Genomic DNA, 18,778 nt, shown 5'->3' on the forward strand with positions numbered 1-18,778 from the left:
AGTGCCTACAGTCCCGCCCACTGCAACCCACGGACGGAGACCCCGCATGAAGATCTACAAGATCGCCACCATTCCCGGCGACGGCATCGGCAAGGAAGTGGTGCCCGCCGGCCAGCAGGTGCTGGAGGCGCTGGCCGCCGGCAGCCGCGGATTCGGCTTTGCCTTCCAGAACTTCGACTGGGGCGGCGACTTCTACCGGGCCCACGGCGTGATGATGCCGGCCGACGGCCTGGACGCACTGCGCCCCATGGACGCCATCCTGTTCGGCTCGGCCGGCGACCCGCACATCCCCGACCACATCACGCTGTGGGGCCTGCGGCTGAAGATCTGCCAGGGCTTCGACCAGTACGCCAATGTGCGGCCCACCCGCATCCTGCCCGGCATCGACGGGCCGCTGAAGCGCTGCGGACCGAAGGACCTGGACTGGGTGATCGTGCGCGAGAACTCTGAGGGCGAGTATTCCGGCGTGGGCGGCCGCGTGCACCAGGGCCACCCGATCGAGGCGGCCACCGACGTGTCGATCATGACCCGCGCCGGCGTCGAGCGCATCATGCGCTACGCCTTCAAGCTGGCGCAAAGCCGCCCGCGCAAGCTGCTGACGGTGGTGACCAAGAGCAATGCCCAGCGCCACGCCATGGTGATGTGGGACGAGATCGCGGTGCAAATCTCCAAGGAGTTCCCCGACGTCACCTGGGACAAGGAACTGGTCGACGCCTGCACCGCCCGCATGGTGAACCGCCCGGCCACGCTGGACACCATCGTCGCCACCAACCTGCATGCCGACATCCTGAGCGACCTGGCCGCCGCGCTGGCCGGCAGCCTGGGCATCGCGCCCACCGGCAACATCGACCCCGAACGCCGCTACCCCAGCATGTTCGAGCCCATCCACGGCTCGGCCTTCGACATCATGGGCCAGGGCCTGGCCAACCCGGTGGGCACCTTCTGGTCGGTGGTGATGCTGCTGGAGCACCTGGGCGAGGCAGCCGCCGCCCAGCAGGTGATGGCCGCCATCGAGCGTGTGACCGCCGACCCCACGCTGCACACCCGCGACCTGGGCGGCCGGGCCACCACCGCCCAGGTCACGCAGGCGGTGTGCCGGCTGCTGGCGGACTGAACGGCGTCAGAACGAGGAGACAACCATGCAAAAGAATTCCCTGCGCCGCCACCTGGTGGGCGCTGTTGCCCTGGCCGCCATCACCGGGGCCCTGCCGGCCCTGGCCGACACCTGGCCCAGCAAGCCCATCACCCTGGTCGTGCCCTTCCCGGCCGGCGGCACCACCGACGTGCTGGCCCGCGCCCTGGCCGAGAAGCTCACACTCAGCCTGGGCCAGCCGGTCATCGTCGAGAGCAAGCCGGGTGCCGGCGCCACGCTGGGTGCCGACATGGTGGCCAAGTCCCGGCCCGACGGCCACACCCTGCTGGTCGGTGCGGTGCACCACACCATTGCCAGCAGCGTGTACAAGAAGCTGCCCTACGACTTCCAGAAGGACTTTGCGCCGATCACCACCATCGCCCTGGTGCCCAACGTGCTGGTGGTCAACGCCGCCACCCCGGCGAAGAACGTGGCCGAGCTGGTGGCCCTGCTCAAGGCCAAGCCGGGTGAGTCCAACTACGGCTCCAACGGCAACGGCACCGCGCAGCACCTGATCGGTACCCAGTTCGAGAACATGACCGGCACGAACTTCGGTCACATCCCCTACAAGGGCAGCGGGCCGCTGACCACAGACCTGCTGGGTGGCCAGATCACGATGTCGTTCGACACGGTGACGCCGGTGCTGCCGCACATCAAGGCCGGCAAGCTGCGGGCACTGGCCGTCACCACGGCCAGGCGCTCGTCGGCCCTGCCCGACGTGCCCACGCTGGACGAGGCTGGCCTGAAGGGCTTCAACATCGGCACCTGGTTCGGCGTGCTGGCACCGGTGGCCACGCCCAAGGATGTGCTGGCCCGGCTGAACACCGAGATGGTCAAGGTGATCCAGTCGCCCGAGTTCCGCAAGCGCATGGACGAGATCGGTGCCGAGCCCATCGGCAACAGCGCCGAGCAGATGGCCCAGCAGATCAAGGCCGAGACCGAGAAGTTCGCGAAGCTGGTGAAGGACGCGAAGGTCGTGATCGAGTGAGGCCGGCTCAGCCGCGCGCCTGCAGTGCGGCGGCCATGGCCTGGGCCGCACGCTCACGGCCCAGCGCGATCAGTTCCTCGGCCCGCCAGAACTCGAAGAAGCCGCAGGCATTGCGCGGCACCTGCACCAGCACATCCGGCGGGCAGCCCGAGAGCTTGAGCCGGGTGATGGTGTCCTGCATGGTCTGCATCGACGCGAAGGCCACGTCGATCAGGCCGCGGCCGTCGCCATCGGCCTTGCGCTGCGGCCGCAGGCTGTCGACGAACTTCAGGATCTGGCGGCGGTAGCGGTTGTCGCCGTGCGGCGTGTCGGCCACCGGCGGCGGGCGCAGCTCGACCGGGCCGCTCAGGTCGACGGCGATGGTCAGGTCGGTGGCGTCGTCCACCGTCGGTGCCACCGGCACCGGGTTGACCACGGCGCCGTCCACCAGGGTGCGGCCGCCGCGCCGCGCCGGGGTGAAGACCGAGGGCGTGGCCATCGACGCGCGGATGGCGTCGAACAGCGGGCCCTGGCGCAGCCACACCTCCTCGCCCGATTCCAGATCGGTGGCCACCGCGGTGAAGCGGATCGGCAGCGTGGCGATCTCGGCATCGCCCACCAGCTCGCGCAGCACCTGGATGATGCGTTCGCCCTTGAACAGCCCGGCGCTGCCGATGGTGGGGTCCAGCAGACGCAGCACATGCATGCGCTCCAGCGCCAGCACCCAGTCGGCATAGACATCGAGCTTGCGGTTGGCATAGATGCCGCCGATCAGCGCGCCGATCGACGAGCCGGCGATCGACTGGATGGCATAGCCCTGTTCGGTGAGCCACTGGATCACGCCGATGTGGGCCAGCCCGCGCGCGCCGCCGCTGCCCAGCACCAGCGAGACGGTGGGGGTGGTGCCGGCGGCGGTGGCAGGTGCGGTGGGCAGGTGCGGCGCGTCCATGGCGTGGCGGGTGGGCGGAGTTGGCGGTTCCGCGCTGGGATGCCGGGTGGCTAGCAAAGTTCGCACCCAGGGCGCCGGCCTGTCGTTTGCCCTGACGTGGCCGCCGGCCGGGCCGGTTTCCAATGCAGCCTGTCGCCTCCACCACCCGGCACCATGGCCCTGACCTTCTCCCACGCCACCGGACCCACCACCCCGCCGCTGCGCGACACCACCCTGGGCGCGCTGCTGGCCTGGGCGGCCGAGACCACGCCCGACCGCATCGCGCTGATCGAAGGCACGCCCGACCCGGCCAACCGCCGGCAGTGGACCTATGCCCAGCTGTACGCCGAGAGCCAGCGCACCGCCCGCGCCCTGCGCCAGCGCTTTCAGACTGGCGAGCGGGTGGCGGTGTGGTCGGCCAACCGGCCCGAATGGGTACTGCTGGAATTCGGCTGCGCGCTGGCCGGGCTGGTGCTGGTCACCGTCAACCCGGCCTTCCGCGCGCAGGAAGTGCAGTACGTGCTGAACCAGTCGACCTCGTCCGGCGTGTTCGTGGTCGACCAGTTCCGCGGCAACCCGATGCTGGCCACGGTGCAGCAGGTGGCGCCGGCCTGCCCGACGCTGCGCGAGATCATCCGGCTGGACGACTGGGCTGGCTTCATCACCGCCGGCGACGACACCACCATCGCCCTGCCCACAGTGCAGCCGCGCGACCCGGTGATGATCCAGTACACCTCGGGCACCACCGGCTTCCCCAAGGGTGCGCTGCTGCACCACCACGGCCTGGCCAACAACGGCGCCCACACGGCCGACCGCATGGGCGTGCCCGACGGCGGGGTGTGGATCACCACCATGCCGCTGTTCCACACCGGCGGCTGCGTCTGCTGCGTGATCGGCGCGGTATCGCAGCGTTGCACCAATGTGCTGCTCGAGGCCTTCGACCCCGGCCTGGTGCTGGAGCTGTTCGAAACCTACCAGGGCAACGCCATGGTCGGCGTGCCCACCATGCTGATCGCCATGCTGGAGCACCCGCGCTTCGCCGAGACGGATCTGTCGTCGGTGCGCGCCATCTGCGCGGGCGGCTCCACCGTGCCGGCAGCCCTGGTCACCCGGCTGGAACAGACCCTGGGCGCGCCATTCACCATCGTCTTCGGCCAGACCGAATGCTCGCCGGTGGCGCAGATGACCCGGCCCGACGACAGCGTGCAGGACAAGGCCGAAACGCTCGGCGGCCCGATGCCGCATGTGGAGGTGAAGATCATCGACCCGGCCACCGGTGCCACGCTGCCGGTGGGCCAGATCGGCGAGTACTGCACCCGCGGCTACCACGTGATGCACGGCTACTTCGACATGCCCGAGGCCACCGCCGCCGCCATCGACGCCGACGGCTGGCTGCACACCGGCGACCTGTGCGCGATGGACGCGCGCGGCTACTGCACGGTGGAGGGCCGGCTCAAGGACATGATCATCCGCGGCGGCGAGAACATCTACCCGCGCGAGCTGGAGGAGCTGCTGTTCCGCCACCCCAGCGTGGGCAGCGTGGCGGTGGTGGGCCTGCCCGATGCCAAGTGGGGCGAGGAGGTGGCGGCCTTCCTGCGGCCGGCGCCCGGCGCGGTGATCGACAAGGCCCAGCTGATCGACCACATGCGCCAGCACCTGGCGCCGCACAAGACGCCGCGGCGGTGGTTCAGCGTGGCCGAGTTTCCGCTGACCGGCTCGGGCAAGATCCAGAAGTTCAAGCTGCGTGAACTGCAGCAGGCGGGGCAGCTGACGGAGCTGTAGGCCTCAGCCCGGCGCCGTCAATCGCCGTCAATCGACGTCGTCCGCCGCGTAGTGGCCCATGCGCTGGGCCTTGGTCTCGATGTAGCCGCGGTTGTGCGGATTGGGCGGGGTGTGCAGCGGCACACGCGCCACCACGTCGATGCCCAGCGCCTGCAGCGCCTCCACCTTGGCCGGGTTGTTGGTCAGCAGGCGCACCTGCTGCACGCCCAGGTCACGCAGCATGCGGGCGGCGATGCCGTAGTCGCGCGCATCGTCGGGCAGCCCCAGCATGCGGTTGGCCATCACCGTGTCGGCGCCGGCCTGCTGCAGCGCGTAGGCCCGGATCTTGTTGACCAGGCCGATGCCACGGCCTTCTTGCCGCAGGTACAGCAGCACGCCGCGGCCGGCCTCGGCAATCGCCTTGAGGCCCGCTTCCAGCTGGGCGCCGCAGTCGCACTTCATGCTGTAGAGCGTGTCGCCGGTCAGGCACTCGCTGTGCATGCGGATCAGCACCGGCTCGTCGGCGCGCAGGTCGCCCAGGCTCATCGCCGCATGCTCCTGGCCGGTGTCCGGGTCCACCAGGCCGTGCAGGTCGAACTCACCCCAGCGGGTGGGCAGCTTGCAGCTGACCAGCTCGCCGGGCGGGGCATCGGCCAGGGCCGTCTTCAGTCGTTCGTTCATGGCAGCCCCGCATTGTCGGCGATCGGCCGGGCAACGGCCGGCGCCTGCGGGACACGGCCGGCTGCCGGCTGCTAGACGATGCGTGAACCGTGGCCCGCCCAGTAGGCATCGCGCAGCTTGCGCTTGTACAGCTTGCCGGTGGGCAGGCGCGGCAGCTCGTGGCTGAAATCGATGCTGCGCGGGCACTTCAGGTGGGCCAGGTGGGCACGGCAGAAGGCGATCAGCTCGGCGGCCAGCTCGGGCGTGTGGGCCTGGCCGGCCACCGGCTGCACCACCGCCTTCACCTCCTCGCCCAGGTCGGCATTGGGCACGCCGAACACCGCCGCATCGGCCACCTTGGGGTGGGTGATCAGCAGGTTTTCGCATTCCTGCGGGTAGATGTTGACCCCGCCGGAGATGATCATGAAGGTGCTGCGGTCGGTCAGGTACAGGAAGCCGTCGTCGTCGAGGTAGCCCATGTCGCCCACGGTGGTCATGGTGCCGTCAGCCGAGCGGGTCTGGGCGGTGCGTTCCGGATCCTGGTAGTACTCGAAGGGATTGGCGGTCTTGAACCAGATCTCGCCGGTCTGGCCCTTGGCCACCGGCTGCATCTGATCGTCCAGGATGTGGATGTCGCCCATCAGCACCCGGCCCACGGTGCCGCGGTGGGCCAGCCATTCGGGCGTGTTGCAGGCGGTGAAGCCCATGGCCTCGGTGGCGCCGTAGTACTCGTGGATGATCGGTCCCCACCAGCCGATCATGGCCTCCTTCACCTGCGCCGGGCAGGGCGCGGCGGCATGCACCGCGATCTTCAGCGACGACAGGTCGTGCCGCTTCCGGTCGGCCTCGGGCAGCTTGAGCATGCGGCTGAACATCGTCGGCACCAGCTGGCTGTGGGTGATCTGGTGCTGCTCGACCAGTTCCAGGTAGTGCAGCGGATCGAAGTGCTCCATGATCACCACCGTGCCACCGTAGCGGATCACCAGGCTCACGTTGGCCAGCGGCGCCGAGTGGTACAGCGGCGCCGGCGACAGGTAGCGCATGCCCTCCTCGCACTGCCACAGCTTGGCCAGGAAATGGAACAGCGCGATCGGCTCGGACGGCGGGTTCTCCGGCAGCGGCCGCAGGATGCCCTTGGGGCGCCCCGTGGTGCCGGACGAATACAGCATCGACGTGCCCAGCGCCTCGTCGGCGATCGGCGTGGCCGGGTGGGCGGCGATGGCGCTGGCGTAGTCGGTCACCCGCGCGGCGCCGACCGTGCCCTCCACCGCCGCGCCGCCGCCCACCACCAGGCACAGCGCCACGCCCGGGCACTCGGCCAGGGCCTGGCGGGCCACCGGCAGCTTGTCGATGGAGGTGACCAGCAGCTTCGATTCGCTGTTGTTCAGGATGTAGGCCAACTCGTCGGCCTGCAGGTAGCCGTTGATGCAGGTGTAGTACAGGCCGCTGCGCTCGCCGGCCACGCAGGCCTCCACATAGCGGCTGTTGTTCTCCATGAACACGGCGTAATGGCCCAGGCGCTGCAGGCCCTGGGCACGCAGCAGGTGGGCCAGGCGGTTGCTGCGGGCCTCCAGCTCGGCATAGGTGACGGTCTCGCCGCTGCTGGCCATGATGAAGGCGGGGCGGTCGGCGAGCTTCTGGGCGTAGATTCCGGGGTACATGCGGTCTCCTGCGGCGTGCGTGGTGCACCGCGGGCATTGTCCGGAGCGCCTCCGCGGCCGGCCTTGGGTGTTTGCCCGGTCTGTCGCCAGGGTGTCATCAATGCGATCCTTGCTGCGCCCGGGCGCGGCGGCTAACCTGCGCGGCCGGTGGCATTTCCACCGCCCTCCACCTTCCACCACCTGGACGACACCATGATCACTGCCGAGAAGCTGCTGAAGTTCGCGCCCAACATCAAGGACGCCGCCGCCCACGCCGCTGCCCTGGAGGCGGCCCGCAAGGAGAGCACGGTCGACAACGTGCGCCGTCTCTGTGCCTTCCTGGGCCAGATCTCGGTGGAGACCGGCGGCCTCACGCTGATGGAAGAGAACATGAACTACCGCAACCCCGAGCGGCTGGACGCGCTGTTCTCCAAGGTCAAGGGCATCGAGGACGCGAAGGCCCTGATCGCCAAGGGCCCGCAGGCCATCGCCAACCGGGTGTACGGCGGCCGTGCCGACCTGGGCAACGGCGACGAGGCCAGCGGCGACGGCTGGAAGTACCGCGGCTCGGGCTACAAGCAGCTCACCGGCCGCTACAACTACCGCGAGATGGGCAAGCTGATCGGCCTGGACCTGGAGAACAACCCCGACTGGGTGCGCGTGAACCCCACCGCCGCCAAGGTGGCGTTTGCCTTCTGGGACGCCAAGAAGTGCTCGCCGCTGGCCGATGCCGGCGACATCGAGGCCGTCACCGAGCGGGTGAACGGCCCGGCCAAGCTGGCCCTGGCCGAGCGCCGCGCCGCCACCGACCGCGCGCTGGACATCTGGTCGACCTGATGCAGGCAACGGCAGCCGCAACCACCCCATCCACGCGCCGCCAGTGGCCCGCCCGGGCCCTGGCGGCGTTGTGCCTGGCGACGCTGGGCGTGGCAGCGCCCGCCCTGGCCGCGCCGCCGGCCCTGCCGGCCTCGGCCGCCACGCCGGCAGGCTTTGTGCCGGCCGGCTGGCAGGTGGCCCAGCAGGTGGACATCGACCTCAACCGCGACAAGCGCACCGATGCCGTGCTGCTGCTGCAGCCCGAGGCGCCGCCCGCACCGCCGGGCACCGGCCAGTCGCCTGAACGGCTGCTGGCGGTGCTGCTGCATCAGCGTGACGGCTGGGTGCTGGCGGCGCAGAACGCCCGCCTGGTGCCGCGGGTCGATCTGGCCACGCAGGAAGACCCGCTGGTCAACGGCGAACTCGCCGCCGGTCGCGGCGGCTTCAGCCTGTCGCTGGGGCTGACCAGCACGGCAGGCTCGTACCTGTCAGCGGTGCAGACCTACCGCTTCCGGCTGGAACGCGGCTGCGTGCGCCTGATCGGCCACGACACGCTGCAGACCCACCGCGGCACCCAGGACACGCAGGACACCAGCATCAACTTCCTGACCGGCGCGGTGGTGGTGCGCAGCGGCAATGCGCAGACCGATGCGACAACCCAGCGCCGCAGCCGGCTGAGCGCCAACCCGCGCCGCTGCCTGCCCGACCTGGACGGCGCCGACCGCTTCCAGCCGCTGGGCGCGCCGCGCTGATTCAGCCGCCGCAGCCGGCCTCGGCCCGCGCCGCCACCGCGTCCACCCAGCCGCTGAAGGCCGCCAGCAGCGGCGCATAGTGCGCCGGCCGGTCTTCCAGCTGGCCCAGCGCGGTGCAGGCCGCCTCCAGCGTCGACCGCTGCGCCGGCTGCTGCGCGCGGCGGATGCGGTAGCGCGACGGCGCGACCGCCGGCAACGCCCAGCGCGGCAAGGCCTGCAGCGCGGGATGGCGGCGCAGCAGCGCCCGGGCCTGGCGCCAGGTGCCGTCCAGCAGCACCAGCTGCGCCGGCTGGGGCAGCGCATCTGCGGGCCGCGGCGGTGCACCGGGCGCGTCGGGGTACAGCAGCAGGCTGCTGCCGGGCGGCCCCAGCCAGGCGGTCAATGCTGCCGGGTCGAAGCTGTCGCCCACCTGCACACGGCAGGCCGACAGGCTCAGACCCAGCAGGCGCAGGCTGCCCTTGGCCTGCGCCGCCTCCTGCGGATGCTGCAGCACCAGCAGCGGCAGCCGGTTGGCGATGGGCCGCACCCAGGCACACAGGCAGGCCGGCAACGGCAGGTGACAGCGGGAGCAGACAGGGCGCATGGCAGGCCGCAAGCTAGCACGGCCGCAGCCGTACACTGACCCGCCACCCGGGCCTGCACGCCTCGCCCCATCCCCCCTGCCCCAGCCCCACCCCCGCGTGCCCATGCCCGACGAGCCGACCCTTCCCGCCGCTGCCGACCCGTCTGCACCGGGATTTGCCACCCTGGGCCTGCTGCCGGGCCTCACGGCCGCGGCAGCCGCAGCAGGCTGGCTGCAGCCCACGCCGGTGCAGGTGCAGGTGCTGCCGGCCGCGCTGCACGGGCGCGATGTGCTGGCCCTGGCGCCCACCGGCTCGGGCAAGACCGCCGCCTTCCTGCTGCCGCTGCTGCAGCGCCTGGTGGCCCAGCCGCAGCGCCCGCCCGCCCGCCCGCGCCGCCTGCGCGCCCTGGTGCTGGCCCCCACGCGCGAGCTGGCGCTGCAGACCGCCGCCGCCGCCCGCGCCCTGCTGGCAGACCTGCCCGCTGCGCCCAAGCTGGTGCTGGCGGTGGGCGGCGCCTCGATCAACCCGCAGCTGATGGCCCTGCGCGGCGGCACCGACCTGCTGGTGGCCACGCCCGGCCGTCTGCTCGACCTGCTGGCCCACAACGCCCTGCGCCTGGACGACGTGGCCACCCTGGTGCTGGACGAGGCCGACCGCCTGCTGGACCTGGGCTTTGCCGACGAACTGGGCCAGGTGCTGGCCGCGCTGCCCGCGCGCCGCCAGACGCTGCTGGTCTCCGCCACCCTGCCCGACGCGGTGCGGGCCCTGGCTGCGCAGGTGCTGCACGATCCGCTGCAGGTGGACGCAGCAGCCGGCGACCACGCGGCACCGGCGCCGGCCATCACCCAGCGCGCCATCGTCGTCGACAGCGGCCGGCGCACCACCTTGCTGCGTCATCTGGTCGCCAGCGAAGCCTGGCCGCGCACGCTGGTGTTCGTGGCCACGCAGTACGCCAGCGAGCATGTGGCCGACAAGCTGCGCCGCCAGGGCCTGCAGGCCGAGGCCCTGCACGGCAGCCAGAGCCCCGGCCGCCGCGCCGCGGCGCTCGACGCCTTCGCCGCCGGCCGGCTGCCGGTGCTGGTGGCCACCGACCTGGCCGCCCGCGGCATCGACCTGCCCGGCCTGGGCGTGGTGGTGCAGCATGACCTGCCGCGATCGGCGGTGGACCACACCCACCGCATCGGCCGCACCGGGCGCGCCGGCGCCAGCGGCCTGGCAGTGAGCTTCATCCTGGCCGATGCGCCGGGCAGCGAGGCCCACTTCCGGCTGATCGAGAAGCGCCAGCAGCAGCGGGTGCCGCGCGAGGTGGTGCCCGGCTTCGAACCCGTCGCCGAGCCGCTGCCGCCCGCCGTGGCCGATGGCAACGGCGGCATCAAGGGCAAGCGGCCGAGCAAGAAGGACAAGCTGCGCGCCGCCGCGGCTGCAGCTGCCGGCGCCACCGCCGCGACGAGGACTCCACGATGAGCGACACCCCCACCCCCGGCAAACCCGCCAACCAGCTCACCGGCGTGGCCCTGGTGCTGCTGCAGTTCGCGCTGATCGCGGTGATCGCCTGGCGCGCCGGGCCGTCGTTCCTGGCGCTGCAGGCCTCAGTGCTGGCGTGGGTGGTGCTGGCGGCCGGGGTGGCGCTGGGCGGCTGGGCGCTGGCGGCCAACCGGCCCGGCAACTTCAACATCCGGCCGGTGCCCAAGGCCGGCGGCCAGCTGGTGCGCAGCGGGCCCTATGCCTGGATCCGGCATCCGATGTACTCGGCCATCCTGCTGATGGGCCTGTCCGGCGTGTACGGCGTCGACATCCCTGGCCGCATGCTGGTGGGCACCGCGTTCTTCGCGCTGCTGGCGGTGCTGTGGATCAAGGCCGGGCTGGAGGAGCGCTGGATGGCTGCCCAACACCCGGCGTACGCGGACTACCAGAAGGCATCATCGAAGTTCATTCCGTGGCTGGTATGAGCGGGCGGGTGGGCGTCTTCCGCGGAACCCACGGTGCACGACGCCGCCGGGCCAGACCCGGCCTCTGATCGGCAAGTGGGTCAGGGTGCCGACCAGCGCGCCGGGTGCGCAGGGAGCCGAAGCGAGGATGGGCCAGTCAGCATGTCGCGGCGCGGAGACATCCGCCGACACCCCGTACAGCAGCAGTGTGGCGGACAGGACCGATGCACATGTCGACGCCCTTCAAGACATCGTGCGGCGCCTGAAGGCAGCTTTCGTGCCCGCGGCAGCGAGCGCCGGCGGCTTCCCAAGTGCCGTAGCCAGCAACCCTTGCTGGACCCACACCGCCCTGTTCATCGCACCGTTCTTCGTGGACGCCCTCCCCATTGACTGCGTTTCTTGTTCGTCATGCCGTGGCACCCGATGGCAGCTGGGCCAGCACGTACTGCACCTCCACGCCGACAGCGCCGCCATGCTCCAGCATCACAGGGTACAAGTTCTGGTAAGCCGGGGCCGTGTTGTCAGGGCATAGCTCGGCCATGACCGACAACCAGGTCATGGGGATCGCACCGGCTTGAACCATGCGCTGCTTGCCCTCCGCGTGTGCCTCGGCACTGACACCGCCAGAGCAGTCCGCCACGAAGTACACCTCGTAGTCGGCTGCAAGTGCGGACACCACCGTCTGAGCCAGGCACACCTCGGTCCATAGCCCGCAGAGGACCAGCTGGCGTCGCCCGGTGGCTTCCACTGCCGCCACAAACGCTGGATCGGACCAGGCATTGGTGTTGCGCCGGTCAATCGGCGTCACGCCGGGAAAGAGCGCGCTCAGCTGCGAGAACAACGGATCGCTCAACGGCCCACCTCGAGCCATGATGGTGCTCAGTACCACCGGCACATCGAGCGCTTTCGCCACCTTGGCCAGGCCGGTCACGTTGTTCACCAACTCGGCATGTGGAATCGATGCCACTGGGAAGGTGACGAAAGGCTGGTGGTCGATGAAGGCAAAGACGCAGGCGTCGAGACGCAATCGGTTGATCGTGTGCACGAGTGACTCCGGTTGATTGATTTGTATCAGTGATCATCAGTGATACTGACGATATGGTGGACTGCAGCATCCCATGCATGAAAAGAGAACCCTTGGCGAGCAGGCCCCTGCGAGCCACCACGGCGTACATCGGCCACCAACTGATGGGTTTGGCGATGCGCTTTCGCGCCGATTGCGAACATTCGCTGAAGCACCTGGATCTGCTGCCCAGGGAGTTCGGTCTCCTCAATGAGGTGGTGCTGCACGCAGGCCAGACGCAGGCGCAGATCGGTCAACGCCTGGGTATCGATCGAACAACCATGGTCACGATGGTGGACCGCTTGGCGGCCGCCGATTGGCTGGAGCGAACGCCCGATCCTCAGGATCGGCGCGCCTACCGACTGGTCGCCACCGCCAAGGGCCTGCAGCTGCATCTGGTCGCCGCCGAGGTCATGGCAGCCGCCGAAGAACGGCTGCTCAACCCGCTGAGCACCGCCAAGCAATTTGCCTTGCGCGACATGCTCGCGTGTCTGGCCGGGATGGAGCGATCAGCTTCCGCTGAGGGACAACACCCCACTTCGGGTCTCACCGCCAATCGCAGCGGCGCGTAGGGCGGAGCCCGAAGCGGCTGGCCGGCCGGCGGCGGCCATCACACTGACAGCAGCCATGCCCGGGACCGGCAGCGGGCGCGTCCGAGCGCTGCCGCACATCGGCGCCTGGGTGCGCCTGCGCACGGACTGCGCGCCTCCGGACCCCTATCTTCCATCTCGCGCCGGAGCCGTGCACGGCCCCGGCCGTCACCGCGGAACTCGGTTCCAGCGCGCCTCGTCGGCGCATTGGACAGATGCTCCTTCACACGCCTCAGACCAGGGAACGACCATGACAACCAACTACGTCACGCGCGACAACTACGGCATGTACGCCAACGCTGCAGCCGGGCCAGGCCCGTCGCTGATGGGGGCGAACACCCTCCTTGGCAACGATGTCTATAACCAAGACGGCGAAGATCTCGGCGACATCAAGGAGTTCATGCTCGACATGGCTTCCGGCAAGGTGGCGTACGCGGTGCTGTCGTTCGGCGGCCTGATGGGCATGGGCGACAAGCTGTTCGCTGTCCCTTGGGCGGCGCTGGCACTGGACACGGCGAACAAGCGCTTCACACTCCGTGTCCCGAAGAACGCGCTGAAGGACGCACCGGGCTTCGACAAGGACCACTGGCCGTCGATGTCGGACAAAACATGGGCCAGCGGCGTGCACAAGTTCTACGGCACGCCCTACACGGCCGAATGAGACCCTCCCTCCCGCCAGCGCCCGCTCCCATGCACATCCTGATGGTCCTCACCTCTCACGCACAGCTCGGCGACACCGGCCGCAAGACCGGCTTCTGGCTCGAGGAGTTCGCGGCTCCCTACTATGTCTTCAAGGAGGCGGGTGCCACGCTCACCTTGGCATCACCGCTCGGCGGCCAGCCGCCGCTCGACCCCAAGAGCGATGACGCAGCGTCGCAGACAGCCGCCACGCGCCGCTACAAGTCCGACACCGCAGCGCAGTCGGCGCTGGCCGAAACGGTCGTGCTGTCGACGCTGCATGCGGCCAAGTTCGATGCCTTGTTCTACCCCGGCGGCCACGGCCCGTTGTGGGACCTGGCCGAAGACCCTGCGTCGATCGCCCTGATCGACGCGATGACCGCTGCCGGCAAACCAGTGGCTGCGGTTTGCCATGCACCTGGTGTGCTTCGACATGCCCGAACGCCCGGCGGTCAGTGGCTGGTGACGGGCAAGAACATCACCGGGTTCACGAACACCGAGGAGGAAGCAGCAGGCCTGTCCAAGGTGGTGCCATTCCTGGTGGAGGACATGCTCAGGGACCAGGGCGGCAGGTACTCCAAGGCGGCAGACTGGCAGCCGCATGTCGTGGTCGATGGCCGGTTGATCACGGGCCAGAACCCGGCGTCGTCGGAAGGCGCCGCCCGAGCGCTGCTGACAGCACTCGGGAACGCGTCGTCTCTGGACGGCATCCTGCAGCGTTGAAGCCACGCGCTGTGCGCTGGCTAGCACCGCCGTAGCGCGCGCGGTGTCAGGCCGAGCCTGCGGCGCATCAGCTCGGTCATGTGCGACTGGCTCGCAAACCCATGCGCCAGCGCGATCTCGGCAATGGGCCGGCGGTCGTCGCGGCGCAAGGCCGCAGCCGCCGCTTCGAGCCGCCGCTGCTGCACGTAGCGGTGCGGTGTGGTGCCGAAGCTCGCCTTGAAGACGCGAACAAAGTGGTGCGGGCTCAGCCCGACCTCGTCAGCCAGGCGGGTGAGCGACAGATCGGCGGCGGGGTGGTCCTCGATGAGCGCCTCCAGCCGCTGCTGCTGTCGTGCGGCAAGCCGCCCTGCGCCGCGCGCCGACGCTGATCCGTCCTGCTGGCCACCCTGCGCGGCCAGCAGGCCCAGCAGCGCGACGCCCAGTCCCTGGGCGTACAGGCGGCCTTCCGGCAAGCCTTGCAAGGCCTGCTGCGCCAGCTCGAGCGCCAGGCTGCTGATGCGGTCGTCGAACAGCTCGTGCTGCGTGCGCAGATCCAGCCGCTGCAGCTGGCCGTGCGTCAGGGCCTGCACCTCGGCATTGGCGAACGCGATCATCACGCAGCGGCCCGCCTCGCCTTCCCACCGGCAGTGGCCGAAGCGCAGGCCGCCCTCGTAGATCTCGATCATTCGCGGGGCCGTGCGCAGCGCACGTGTCTGCGCGCCTAGTTGGTACCAGCGGCGGCCTTGGCCGGTGTGGGCCACGAAGATGCGGGGCTGCGAGAAGAGATCGCGCTCCAGTTCGCCAACCGCGGGGATCGGCAGCACCATCACCGGCAGGCCGGACACCGACGCCGGACAGAACGCCAGAGGCGTGGTCGGGTCGTTCGAGGTCGGCAGATCGCGCCAGGTGCACTTGTCCATGCATGCATGATCGTGCACGTTGCAGAACATCCGATCCGCTCGTTTTCCCGAGTACAGACCGATTTCGACAGGAACCGCGAGACGGCGAAAGAACTAAAGTGCATGGCTTCCTACAGTCGCCTCCAGCTCGAGCGTCGAGCATCACAACGAGGAGGCGTCTTTCATGGAACCCAACATCCCCATGCGTCCCGGCTGGGCGCAGCGGCTCACCACAGGCTGCGCCGTTGCGTCCGCCGCGGCCCTGCTGGCCGCCTGCAGCGGCGGCGACGGCGACAGCACGCCGCCATCGCCACCGCCCAGCCAGCCCGAGGCCGCACTCGCTTGCGACGACACGATGAAGTCCGCGTTCAAGCCGGACGCCGACACCCAGGTGCTGCTGGTCAAGCCCTTCAAGCAGGGCGACCCGCTGGCCCTGGCAGGAACCACCGGCACACCACCGACCGCGGCCGCCGACCTGTGCATGGTGAAGCTGCTGGTGGGGCCTGGCAGCCCGGGCACGGCCGGTGCAGCGTCCACTTCGGCCGGCATCGGCATCGAGGTCTGGCTGCCATCGCCGGCGAAGTGGAATGAGCGCATCCGCAACCTCGGCGGCGGCGGCTGGGCCGGGGGCACGCAGGCGTCGACCACGCTGGTCGGCAACGCCAATGCGGCGAGCGTGGCCGCCAGCGGCTATGTGGTCGGCACCACCGACACCGGCCACACCGCGCCGGCCGGCAGCTTCGCGATGCGCGAGGACGGTGGCATCAACGCGACGCTGTGGAAGGACTTCGCCGAGCGCAGCCTGCAGCAGCTCGCCCTGAAGACCAAGGCGCTGGCCCGCGCCTACTACCTGAAGCCGCAGAAGTACGCCTACTGGGAGGGCTGCTCGACCGGCGGCCGGCAGGGCTACAAGATGGCCCAGGAGCATCCCGACGCGTACGACGGCTACGTGATCGAGGCGCCGGCCATGAACTGGACGCGCTTCATCTCCTACGAGCTGTACCCGCAGGTGGTGATGCAGCGTGATCTCGGCGGCAACCTGTCGGGCGCGCAGCTCGGCCTGGTCAGTGCCGCCGCGGTCAGCGCCTGCGGCGTCGTCGGCGGACAAGCGCTGGGCTTCATCACCGATCCGCGGCAATGCCGCTACGACCCGACCCGCGATGCCGCCGTGCTGTGCAACGGCGCGCAGGGCAACGGCGTGGTGGGCACCAGCAGCCATGCGGCCTGCGTGAACCTGGCGCAGGCGCAGGCCATCAACAAGGTCTGGTACGGCCAGACGGCCGACGGCTCGGTGCCCGACCCCTTGGTGGACAACGCCAGCAACGCGACGCTCGCGAACAGCAACCAACTGTGGTGGGGCCTGTCACGGGGCGCGTTCCTCGGCCTGCTGGCCGGTGATGCGGCCAGCCCGCCGTTCTTCGGGCCGTTCCCCATCGCGACCGACATGGCCGCGCTGACGCTGCAGGATCCGGGTTATGCGACACCCACCTTCACCAACCCCTCGGGCAACGGCCAGAACCGCTGGCGCAGCATGACCTACGCCGATCTGGCCGGCGTCTCGGCGCAAGGCGATGCACTGCAGCCGTTCTTCGGCGGCATCAACACCGACAAGCCGGACCTGTCCCGGGCGCGTGCCAAGGGCGCCAAGATCATCCACTTCCACGGCTGGGGCGACCAGTTGATCCCGGCGCAGGGGTCGATCAACTACTACACCCGCATGGCCAACGCTGCGGGGGGCTTTGCCGAGGCGCAGAAGTTCAACCGCCTCTTCATGGTGCCCGCACTCGGCCACTGTGGTGGGGTGGGCTCGGTCAGCGGCCTCAGCGGACCGGCGGCCACGCCGAACAACGTGCCGCTGCCCGGCGCCACCCAGTTCTTCGACCTGCTCGTCGACTGGGTCGAGAACAACAATGCACCGGAGCGGGTGGTCCTGCGCTCGGCCGATGCCAGCGTCTCGATGCCGGTGTGTCCGTTCCCGAAGAAGCCCGTCTACGCCGGCAGCGGGTCGCCGACCGCCGAGGGAAGCTACAGCTGCCAGTAGCCCCAGAGCCCGGGGGTGCTGGCTGACCTCTGGGCTCCCGCAGGGCCTGCACGCAGCCCATCGCCGGCGCGCAGCGCCCGCTCAGCGCCAGGCCTCGCGCAACTCCCGCTTCAGAACCTTGCCGATGGCGCTGCGCGGCAGCTCGTCGGTGAAGCGCAGGCCGGAGAGGCGCTGGGTCTTGCCCACCTGGCTGTTCATCCAGCCGCGGATGTCCTCCTCGCTGGCGCTGGCACCGTCGCGCCGCACGACGTACGCCACCGGCGTCTCGCCCCATTCGGCGCTGGGCACGCCCACCACCGCGCAGTCGGCCACCGCCGGGTGCTGGCGCAGCACGGCCTCCAGGTCGCTGGGGTAGATGTTGAAGCCGCCGGAGATGACCATGTCCTTGCGGCGGTCGAACAGCACCAGGAAGCCGTCGGCATCGAAGCGGCCGATGTCGCCGGTGCGGATGAAGCGGTTGCCGTCGCCGTCGTACCACTCGGCCTCGGCCGTCTTGGCCGGCTGCTTGTGGTAGCCGGTCATCATCGCCGGGCTGCGGCCCACCACCTCGCCGGCCTCGCCCTTGGCCACCACCCGGCCTTGCTCGTCGATCAAGCGGATGTCATGCCCATCGGCCGGCTGGCCCACGGTGTGCAGCTTGGTCGGGTGCAGGTGGGCCTGCAGCATGCAGGTGCCGCCGCCTTCGGTCATGCCGTAGTACTCGGTCAGGCCGCCGGGCCAGCGCTTGAGCACATCGGCCTTCAGATCGGCGTGGAAGGGCGCGCTGGTGCAGAACTTCATGCGGTAGCTGCCGAGGTCGAAGCTGTCGAACTCGGGCCGCGCCATCAGCCGCTGGTACTGCACCGGCACCAGCATGGTGTGGGTGACGCGCTCGCGCTCGGCGGTCTGCAGGTAGGCCAGCGCATCGAACTTCGGCATCAGGATCACGCAGCCGCCCCAGGCCAGCGTGGGGATCACGCTGACCAGGGTGGTGTTGCTGTACAGCGGCGTGGCGATCAGCGTGACGCAGTCGGGCGCATAGCCCGACATCGCCGCCCGCAGGATGTGGCCCCAGCGCATGCCGTGGCTCTGCACGATGCCCTTGGGCGTGCCGGTGGTGCCCGATGAATAGATCAGGTTGAACGGCCAGGCCGGGTCGATGGCCACCGGCGTGGGTTGCGTGCCTTCCGGCGGCAGCCAGGTGTCCAGCGCCTCCAGCCGCGTCACCGGCAGGTCGGCCGGCACCGCCACGCCGGCCGCCGCCAGCGCCTCGGCCACGCCGGCATCCAGGAAGAAGCGGCGTGCATCGGCATCCACCGCCATGCCCACCAGCTGGTCGGCCGTGCTGCTGGGCGCCAGCGGCGCCACCGCGCCACCGGCGCGCAGCGTGCCGAGGAACACCGCCACATAGGCCGGGCTGCTGGTGGCGCAGACGGCCACCCGCTCGCCGGGCTGCAGGCCGTCGCGCTGCAGGCCGGCGGCCACGCGGTCGGCCAGGGCGTCCAGCGCGGCATAGCTCAGCCGCTGCGCACCCACCACCAGGGCGGTGGCCTGCGGGCGCTGGCGGGCATGTTCGGCCACCAGGGACGGCAGGTCGCGGAACGGGGCGGGTGCGGTGGCGGAGGCGGGGAGGGACATGGGCGCGGCTCGGGCTGGCGTCGGGGCGCCAGACCATAGCA

The 18,778-nt window shown here is 70.2% G+C and carries 18 protein-coding genes; 11 read left to right on the forward strand and 7 right to left on the reverse strand.

Going from position 1 to position 18,778, the window contains the following annotated elements:
* Positions 1–46: 46 nt before the first annotated feature.
* Both FFT10_RS10735 and FFT10_RS10740 read left to right on the forward strand, forming a co-directional pair.
* Positions 47–1,114: a tartrate dehydrogenase gene (locus FFT10_RS10735; RefSeq protein WP_137732817.1), complete on the forward strand. Its 1,068-nt coding sequence runs from the start codon at positions 47–49 to the stop codon at positions 1,112–1,114.
* 25 nt (positions 1,115–1,139) lie between these two features.
* On the forward strand, positions 1,140–2,120 hold the full coding sequence (locus tag FFT10_RS10740; RefSeq protein ID WP_137732818.1) for a Bug family tripartite tricarboxylate transporter substrate binding protein: 981 nt from the start codon (positions 1,140–1,142) through the stop codon (positions 2,118–2,120).
* A 7-nt stretch (positions 2,121–2,127) separates the two neighbouring features.
* On the opposite strand, the gene FFT10_RS10745 is transcribed toward FFT10_RS10740, so the two are convergent.
* Positions 2,128–3,048, reverse strand: coding sequence for a patatin-like phospholipase family protein (locus tag FFT10_RS10745; protein ID WP_137732819.1), 921 nt, complete (start codon positions 3,046–3,048; stop codon positions 2,128–2,130).
* Between the two features lie 153 nt (positions 3,049–3,201).
* Here FFT10_RS10745 and FFT10_RS10750 point away from each other — a divergent pair, with 153 nt between their 5' ends.
* Positions 3,202–4,809 (forward strand): AMP-binding protein, encoded by a 1,608-nt coding sequence (locus FFT10_RS10750; protein ID WP_137732820.1) that lies wholly within the window; start codon positions 3,202–3,204, stop codon positions 4,807–4,809.
* A 27-nt stretch (positions 4,810–4,836) separates the two neighbouring features.
* Here the strand turns inward: FFT10_RS10750 and ribA are convergent, their stop codons facing one another.
* Both ribA and FFT10_RS10760 read right to left on the reverse strand, forming a co-directional pair.
* Positions 4,837–5,469: a GTP cyclohydrolase II gene (gene ribA, locus FFT10_RS10755; protein ID WP_137732821.1), complete on the reverse strand. Its 633-nt coding sequence runs from the start codon at positions 5,467–5,469 to the stop codon at positions 4,837–4,839.
* 71 nt (positions 5,470–5,540) lie between these two features.
* A complete protein-coding gene (locus FFT10_RS10760; RefSeq protein WP_137732822.1) occupies positions 5,541–7,109 on the reverse strand; it encodes an AMP-binding protein in 1,569 nt (522 codons plus the stop codon).
* Between the two features lie 192 nt (positions 7,110–7,301).
* Here FFT10_RS10760 and FFT10_RS10765 point away from each other — a divergent pair, with 192 nt between their 5' ends.
* Both FFT10_RS10765 and FFT10_RS10770 read left to right on the forward strand, forming a co-directional pair.
* Positions 7,302–7,925 carry a glycoside hydrolase family 19 protein gene (locus FFT10_RS10765; RefSeq protein WP_137732823.1) on the forward strand — a complete coding sequence of 208 codons (624 nt, stop codon included), beginning with the start codon at positions 7,302–7,304 and terminating at the stop codon, positions 7,923–7,925.
* 89 nt (positions 7,926–8,014) lie between these two features.
* Positions 8,015–8,656 (forward strand): hypothetical protein, encoded by a 642-nt coding sequence (locus FFT10_RS10770; RefSeq protein ID WP_137732824.1) that lies wholly within the window; start codon positions 8,015–8,017, stop codon positions 8,654–8,656.
* Between the two features lies 1 nt (position 8,657).
* On the opposite strand, the gene FFT10_RS10775 is transcribed toward FFT10_RS10770, so the two are convergent.
* Positions 8,658–9,239, reverse strand: coding sequence for a tRNA-uridine aminocarboxypropyltransferase (locus tag FFT10_RS10775; protein WP_137732825.1), 582 nt, complete (start codon positions 9,237–9,239; stop codon positions 8,658–8,660).
* 103 nt (positions 9,240–9,342) lie between these two features.
* Here FFT10_RS10775 and FFT10_RS10780 point away from each other — a divergent pair, with 103 nt between their 5' ends.
* Complete coding sequence (locus FFT10_RS10780; RefSeq protein WP_137732826.1) at positions 9,343–10,683, forward strand: DEAD/DEAH box helicase; 1,341 nt, start codon at positions 9,343–9,345, stop codon at positions 10,681–10,683.
* Complete coding sequence (locus tag FFT10_RS10785) at positions 10,680–11,168, forward strand: methyltransferase family protein (protein WP_228027052.1); 489 nt, start codon at positions 10,680–10,682, stop codon at positions 11,166–11,168. The genes FFT10_RS10780 and FFT10_RS10785 overlap by 4 nt, the downstream gene beginning before the upstream one ends.
* Positions 11,169–11,553: 385 nt before the next feature.
* On the opposite strand, the gene FFT10_RS10790 is transcribed toward FFT10_RS10785, so the two are convergent.
* Positions 11,554–12,192: an isochorismatase family protein gene (locus FFT10_RS10790; protein ID WP_137732827.1), complete on the reverse strand. Its 639-nt coding sequence runs from the start codon at positions 12,190–12,192 to the stop codon at positions 11,554–11,556.
* 77 nt (positions 12,193–12,269) lie between these two features.
* Between FFT10_RS10790 and FFT10_RS10795 the strand changes: the two genes are divergently transcribed.
* The 3 genes from FFT10_RS10795 (at position 12,270) to FFT10_RS10805 (ending at position 14,201) form a co-directional block, all read left to right on the forward strand.
* Positions 12,270–12,782: a MarR family winged helix-turn-helix transcriptional regulator gene (locus FFT10_RS10795; protein ID WP_162520766.1), complete on the forward strand. Its 513-nt coding sequence runs from the start codon at positions 12,270–12,272 to the stop codon at positions 12,780–12,782.
* Positions 12,783–13,050: 268 nt separating this feature from the next.
* Positions 13,051–13,461: a PRC-barrel domain-containing protein gene (locus tag FFT10_RS10800; RefSeq protein WP_137732829.1), complete on the forward strand. Its 411-nt coding sequence runs from the start codon at positions 13,051–13,053 to the stop codon at positions 13,459–13,461.
* Positions 13,462–13,490: 29 nt separating this feature from the next.
* Positions 13,491–14,201 (forward strand): type 1 glutamine amidotransferase domain-containing protein, encoded by a 711-nt coding sequence (locus tag FFT10_RS10805; RefSeq protein WP_137732830.1) that lies wholly within the window; start codon positions 13,491–13,493, stop codon positions 14,199–14,201.
* Positions 14,202–14,221: 20 nt separating this feature from the next.
* On the opposite strand, the gene FFT10_RS10810 is transcribed toward FFT10_RS10805, so the two are convergent.
* A complete protein-coding gene (locus tag FFT10_RS10810) occupies positions 14,222–15,100 on the reverse strand; it encodes an AraC family transcriptional regulator (RefSeq protein WP_137732831.1) in 879 nt (292 codons plus the stop codon).
* A 163-nt stretch (positions 15,101–15,263) separates the two neighbouring features.
* On the opposite strand from FFT10_RS10810, the gene FFT10_RS10815 reads away from it, so the two are divergent.
* Complete coding sequence (locus FFT10_RS10815) at positions 15,264–17,120, forward strand: tannase/feruloyl esterase family alpha/beta hydrolase (protein WP_228027053.1); 1,857 nt, start codon at positions 15,264–15,266, stop codon at positions 17,118–17,120.
* 81 nt (positions 17,121–17,201) lie between these two features.
* Here the strand turns inward: FFT10_RS10815 and FFT10_RS10820 are convergent, their stop codons facing one another.
* Positions 17,202–18,737, reverse strand: a complete 1,536-nt coding sequence (locus FFT10_RS10820; RefSeq protein ID WP_137732832.1) for a class I adenylate-forming enzyme family protein — start codon at positions 18,735–18,737, stop codon at positions 17,202–17,204.
* Between the last annotated feature and the right edge of the window lie 41 nt (positions 18,738–18,778).

The organism is Pseudaquabacterium pictum (genome assembly GCF_005403045.1).
In the GTDB taxonomy this organism is placed as follows: Bacteria; Pseudomonadota; Gammaproteobacteria; order Burkholderiales; family Burkholderiaceae_C; genus Pseudaquabacterium; species Pseudaquabacterium pictum.

Bases quoted from the DNA above. Each gene is read 5' to 3' on its own strand.
- FFT10_RS10780 (WP_137732826.1), top strand. From the start codon at position 9,343: ATGCCCGACGAGCCGACCCTTCCCGCCGCTGCCGACCCGTCTGCACCG.
- FFT10_RS10810 (WP_137732831.1), bottom strand. From the start codon at position 15,100: ATGGACAAGTGCACCTGGCGCGATCTGCCGACCTCGAACGACCCGACC.
- FFT10_RS10795 (WP_162520766.1), top strand. From the start codon at position 12,270: ATGAAAAGAGAACCCTTGGCGAGCAGGCCCCTGCGAGCCACCACGGCG.
- FFT10_RS10760 (WP_137732822.1), bottom strand. From the start codon at position 7,109: ATGTACCCCGGAATCTACGCCCAGAAGCTCGCCGACCGCCCCGCCTTC.
- FFT10_RS10765 (WP_137732823.1), top strand. From the start codon at position 7,302: ATGATCACTGCCGAGAAGCTGCTGAAGTTCGCGCCCAACATCAAGGAC.
- FFT10_RS10735 (WP_137732817.1), top strand. From the start codon at position 47: ATGAAGATCTACAAGATCGCCACCATTCCCGGCGACGGCATCGGCAAG.
- FFT10_RS10775 (WP_137732825.1), bottom strand. From the start codon at position 9,239: ATGCGCCCTGTCTGCTCCCGCTGTCACCTGCCGTTGCCGGCCTGCCTG.
- FFT10_RS10815 (WP_228027053.1), top strand. From the start codon at position 15,264: ATGGAACCCAACATCCCCATGCGTCCCGGCTGGGCGCAGCGGCTCACC.
- FFT10_RS10820 (WP_137732832.1), bottom strand. From the start codon at position 18,737: ATGTCCCTCCCCGCCTCCGCCACCGCACCCGCCCCGTTCCGCGACCTG.
- FFT10_RS10785 (WP_228027052.1), top strand. From the start codon at position 10,680: ATGAGCGACACCCCCACCCCCGGCAAACCCGCCAACCAGCTCACCGGC.
- FFT10_RS10805 (WP_137732830.1), top strand. From the start codon at position 13,491: ATGCACATCCTGATGGTCCTCACCTCTCACGCACAGCTCGGCGACACC.
- FFT10_RS10750 (WP_137732820.1), top strand. From the start codon at position 3,202: ATGGCCCTGACCTTCTCCCACGCCACCGGACCCACCACCCCGCCGCTG.
- FFT10_RS10745 (WP_137732819.1), bottom strand. From the start codon at position 3,048: ATGGACGCGCCGCACCTGCCCACCGCACCTGCCACCGCCGCCGGCACC.
- FFT10_RS10740 (WP_137732818.1), top strand. From the start codon at position 1,140: ATGCAAAAGAATTCCCTGCGCCGCCACCTGGTGGGCGCTGTTGCCCTG.
- FFT10_RS10800 (WP_137732829.1), top strand. From the start codon at position 13,051: ATGACAACCAACTACGTCACGCGCGACAACTACGGCATGTACGCCAAC.
- ribA (WP_137732821.1), bottom strand. From the start codon at position 5,469: ATGAACGAACGACTGAAGACGGCCCTGGCCGATGCCCCGCCCGGCGAG.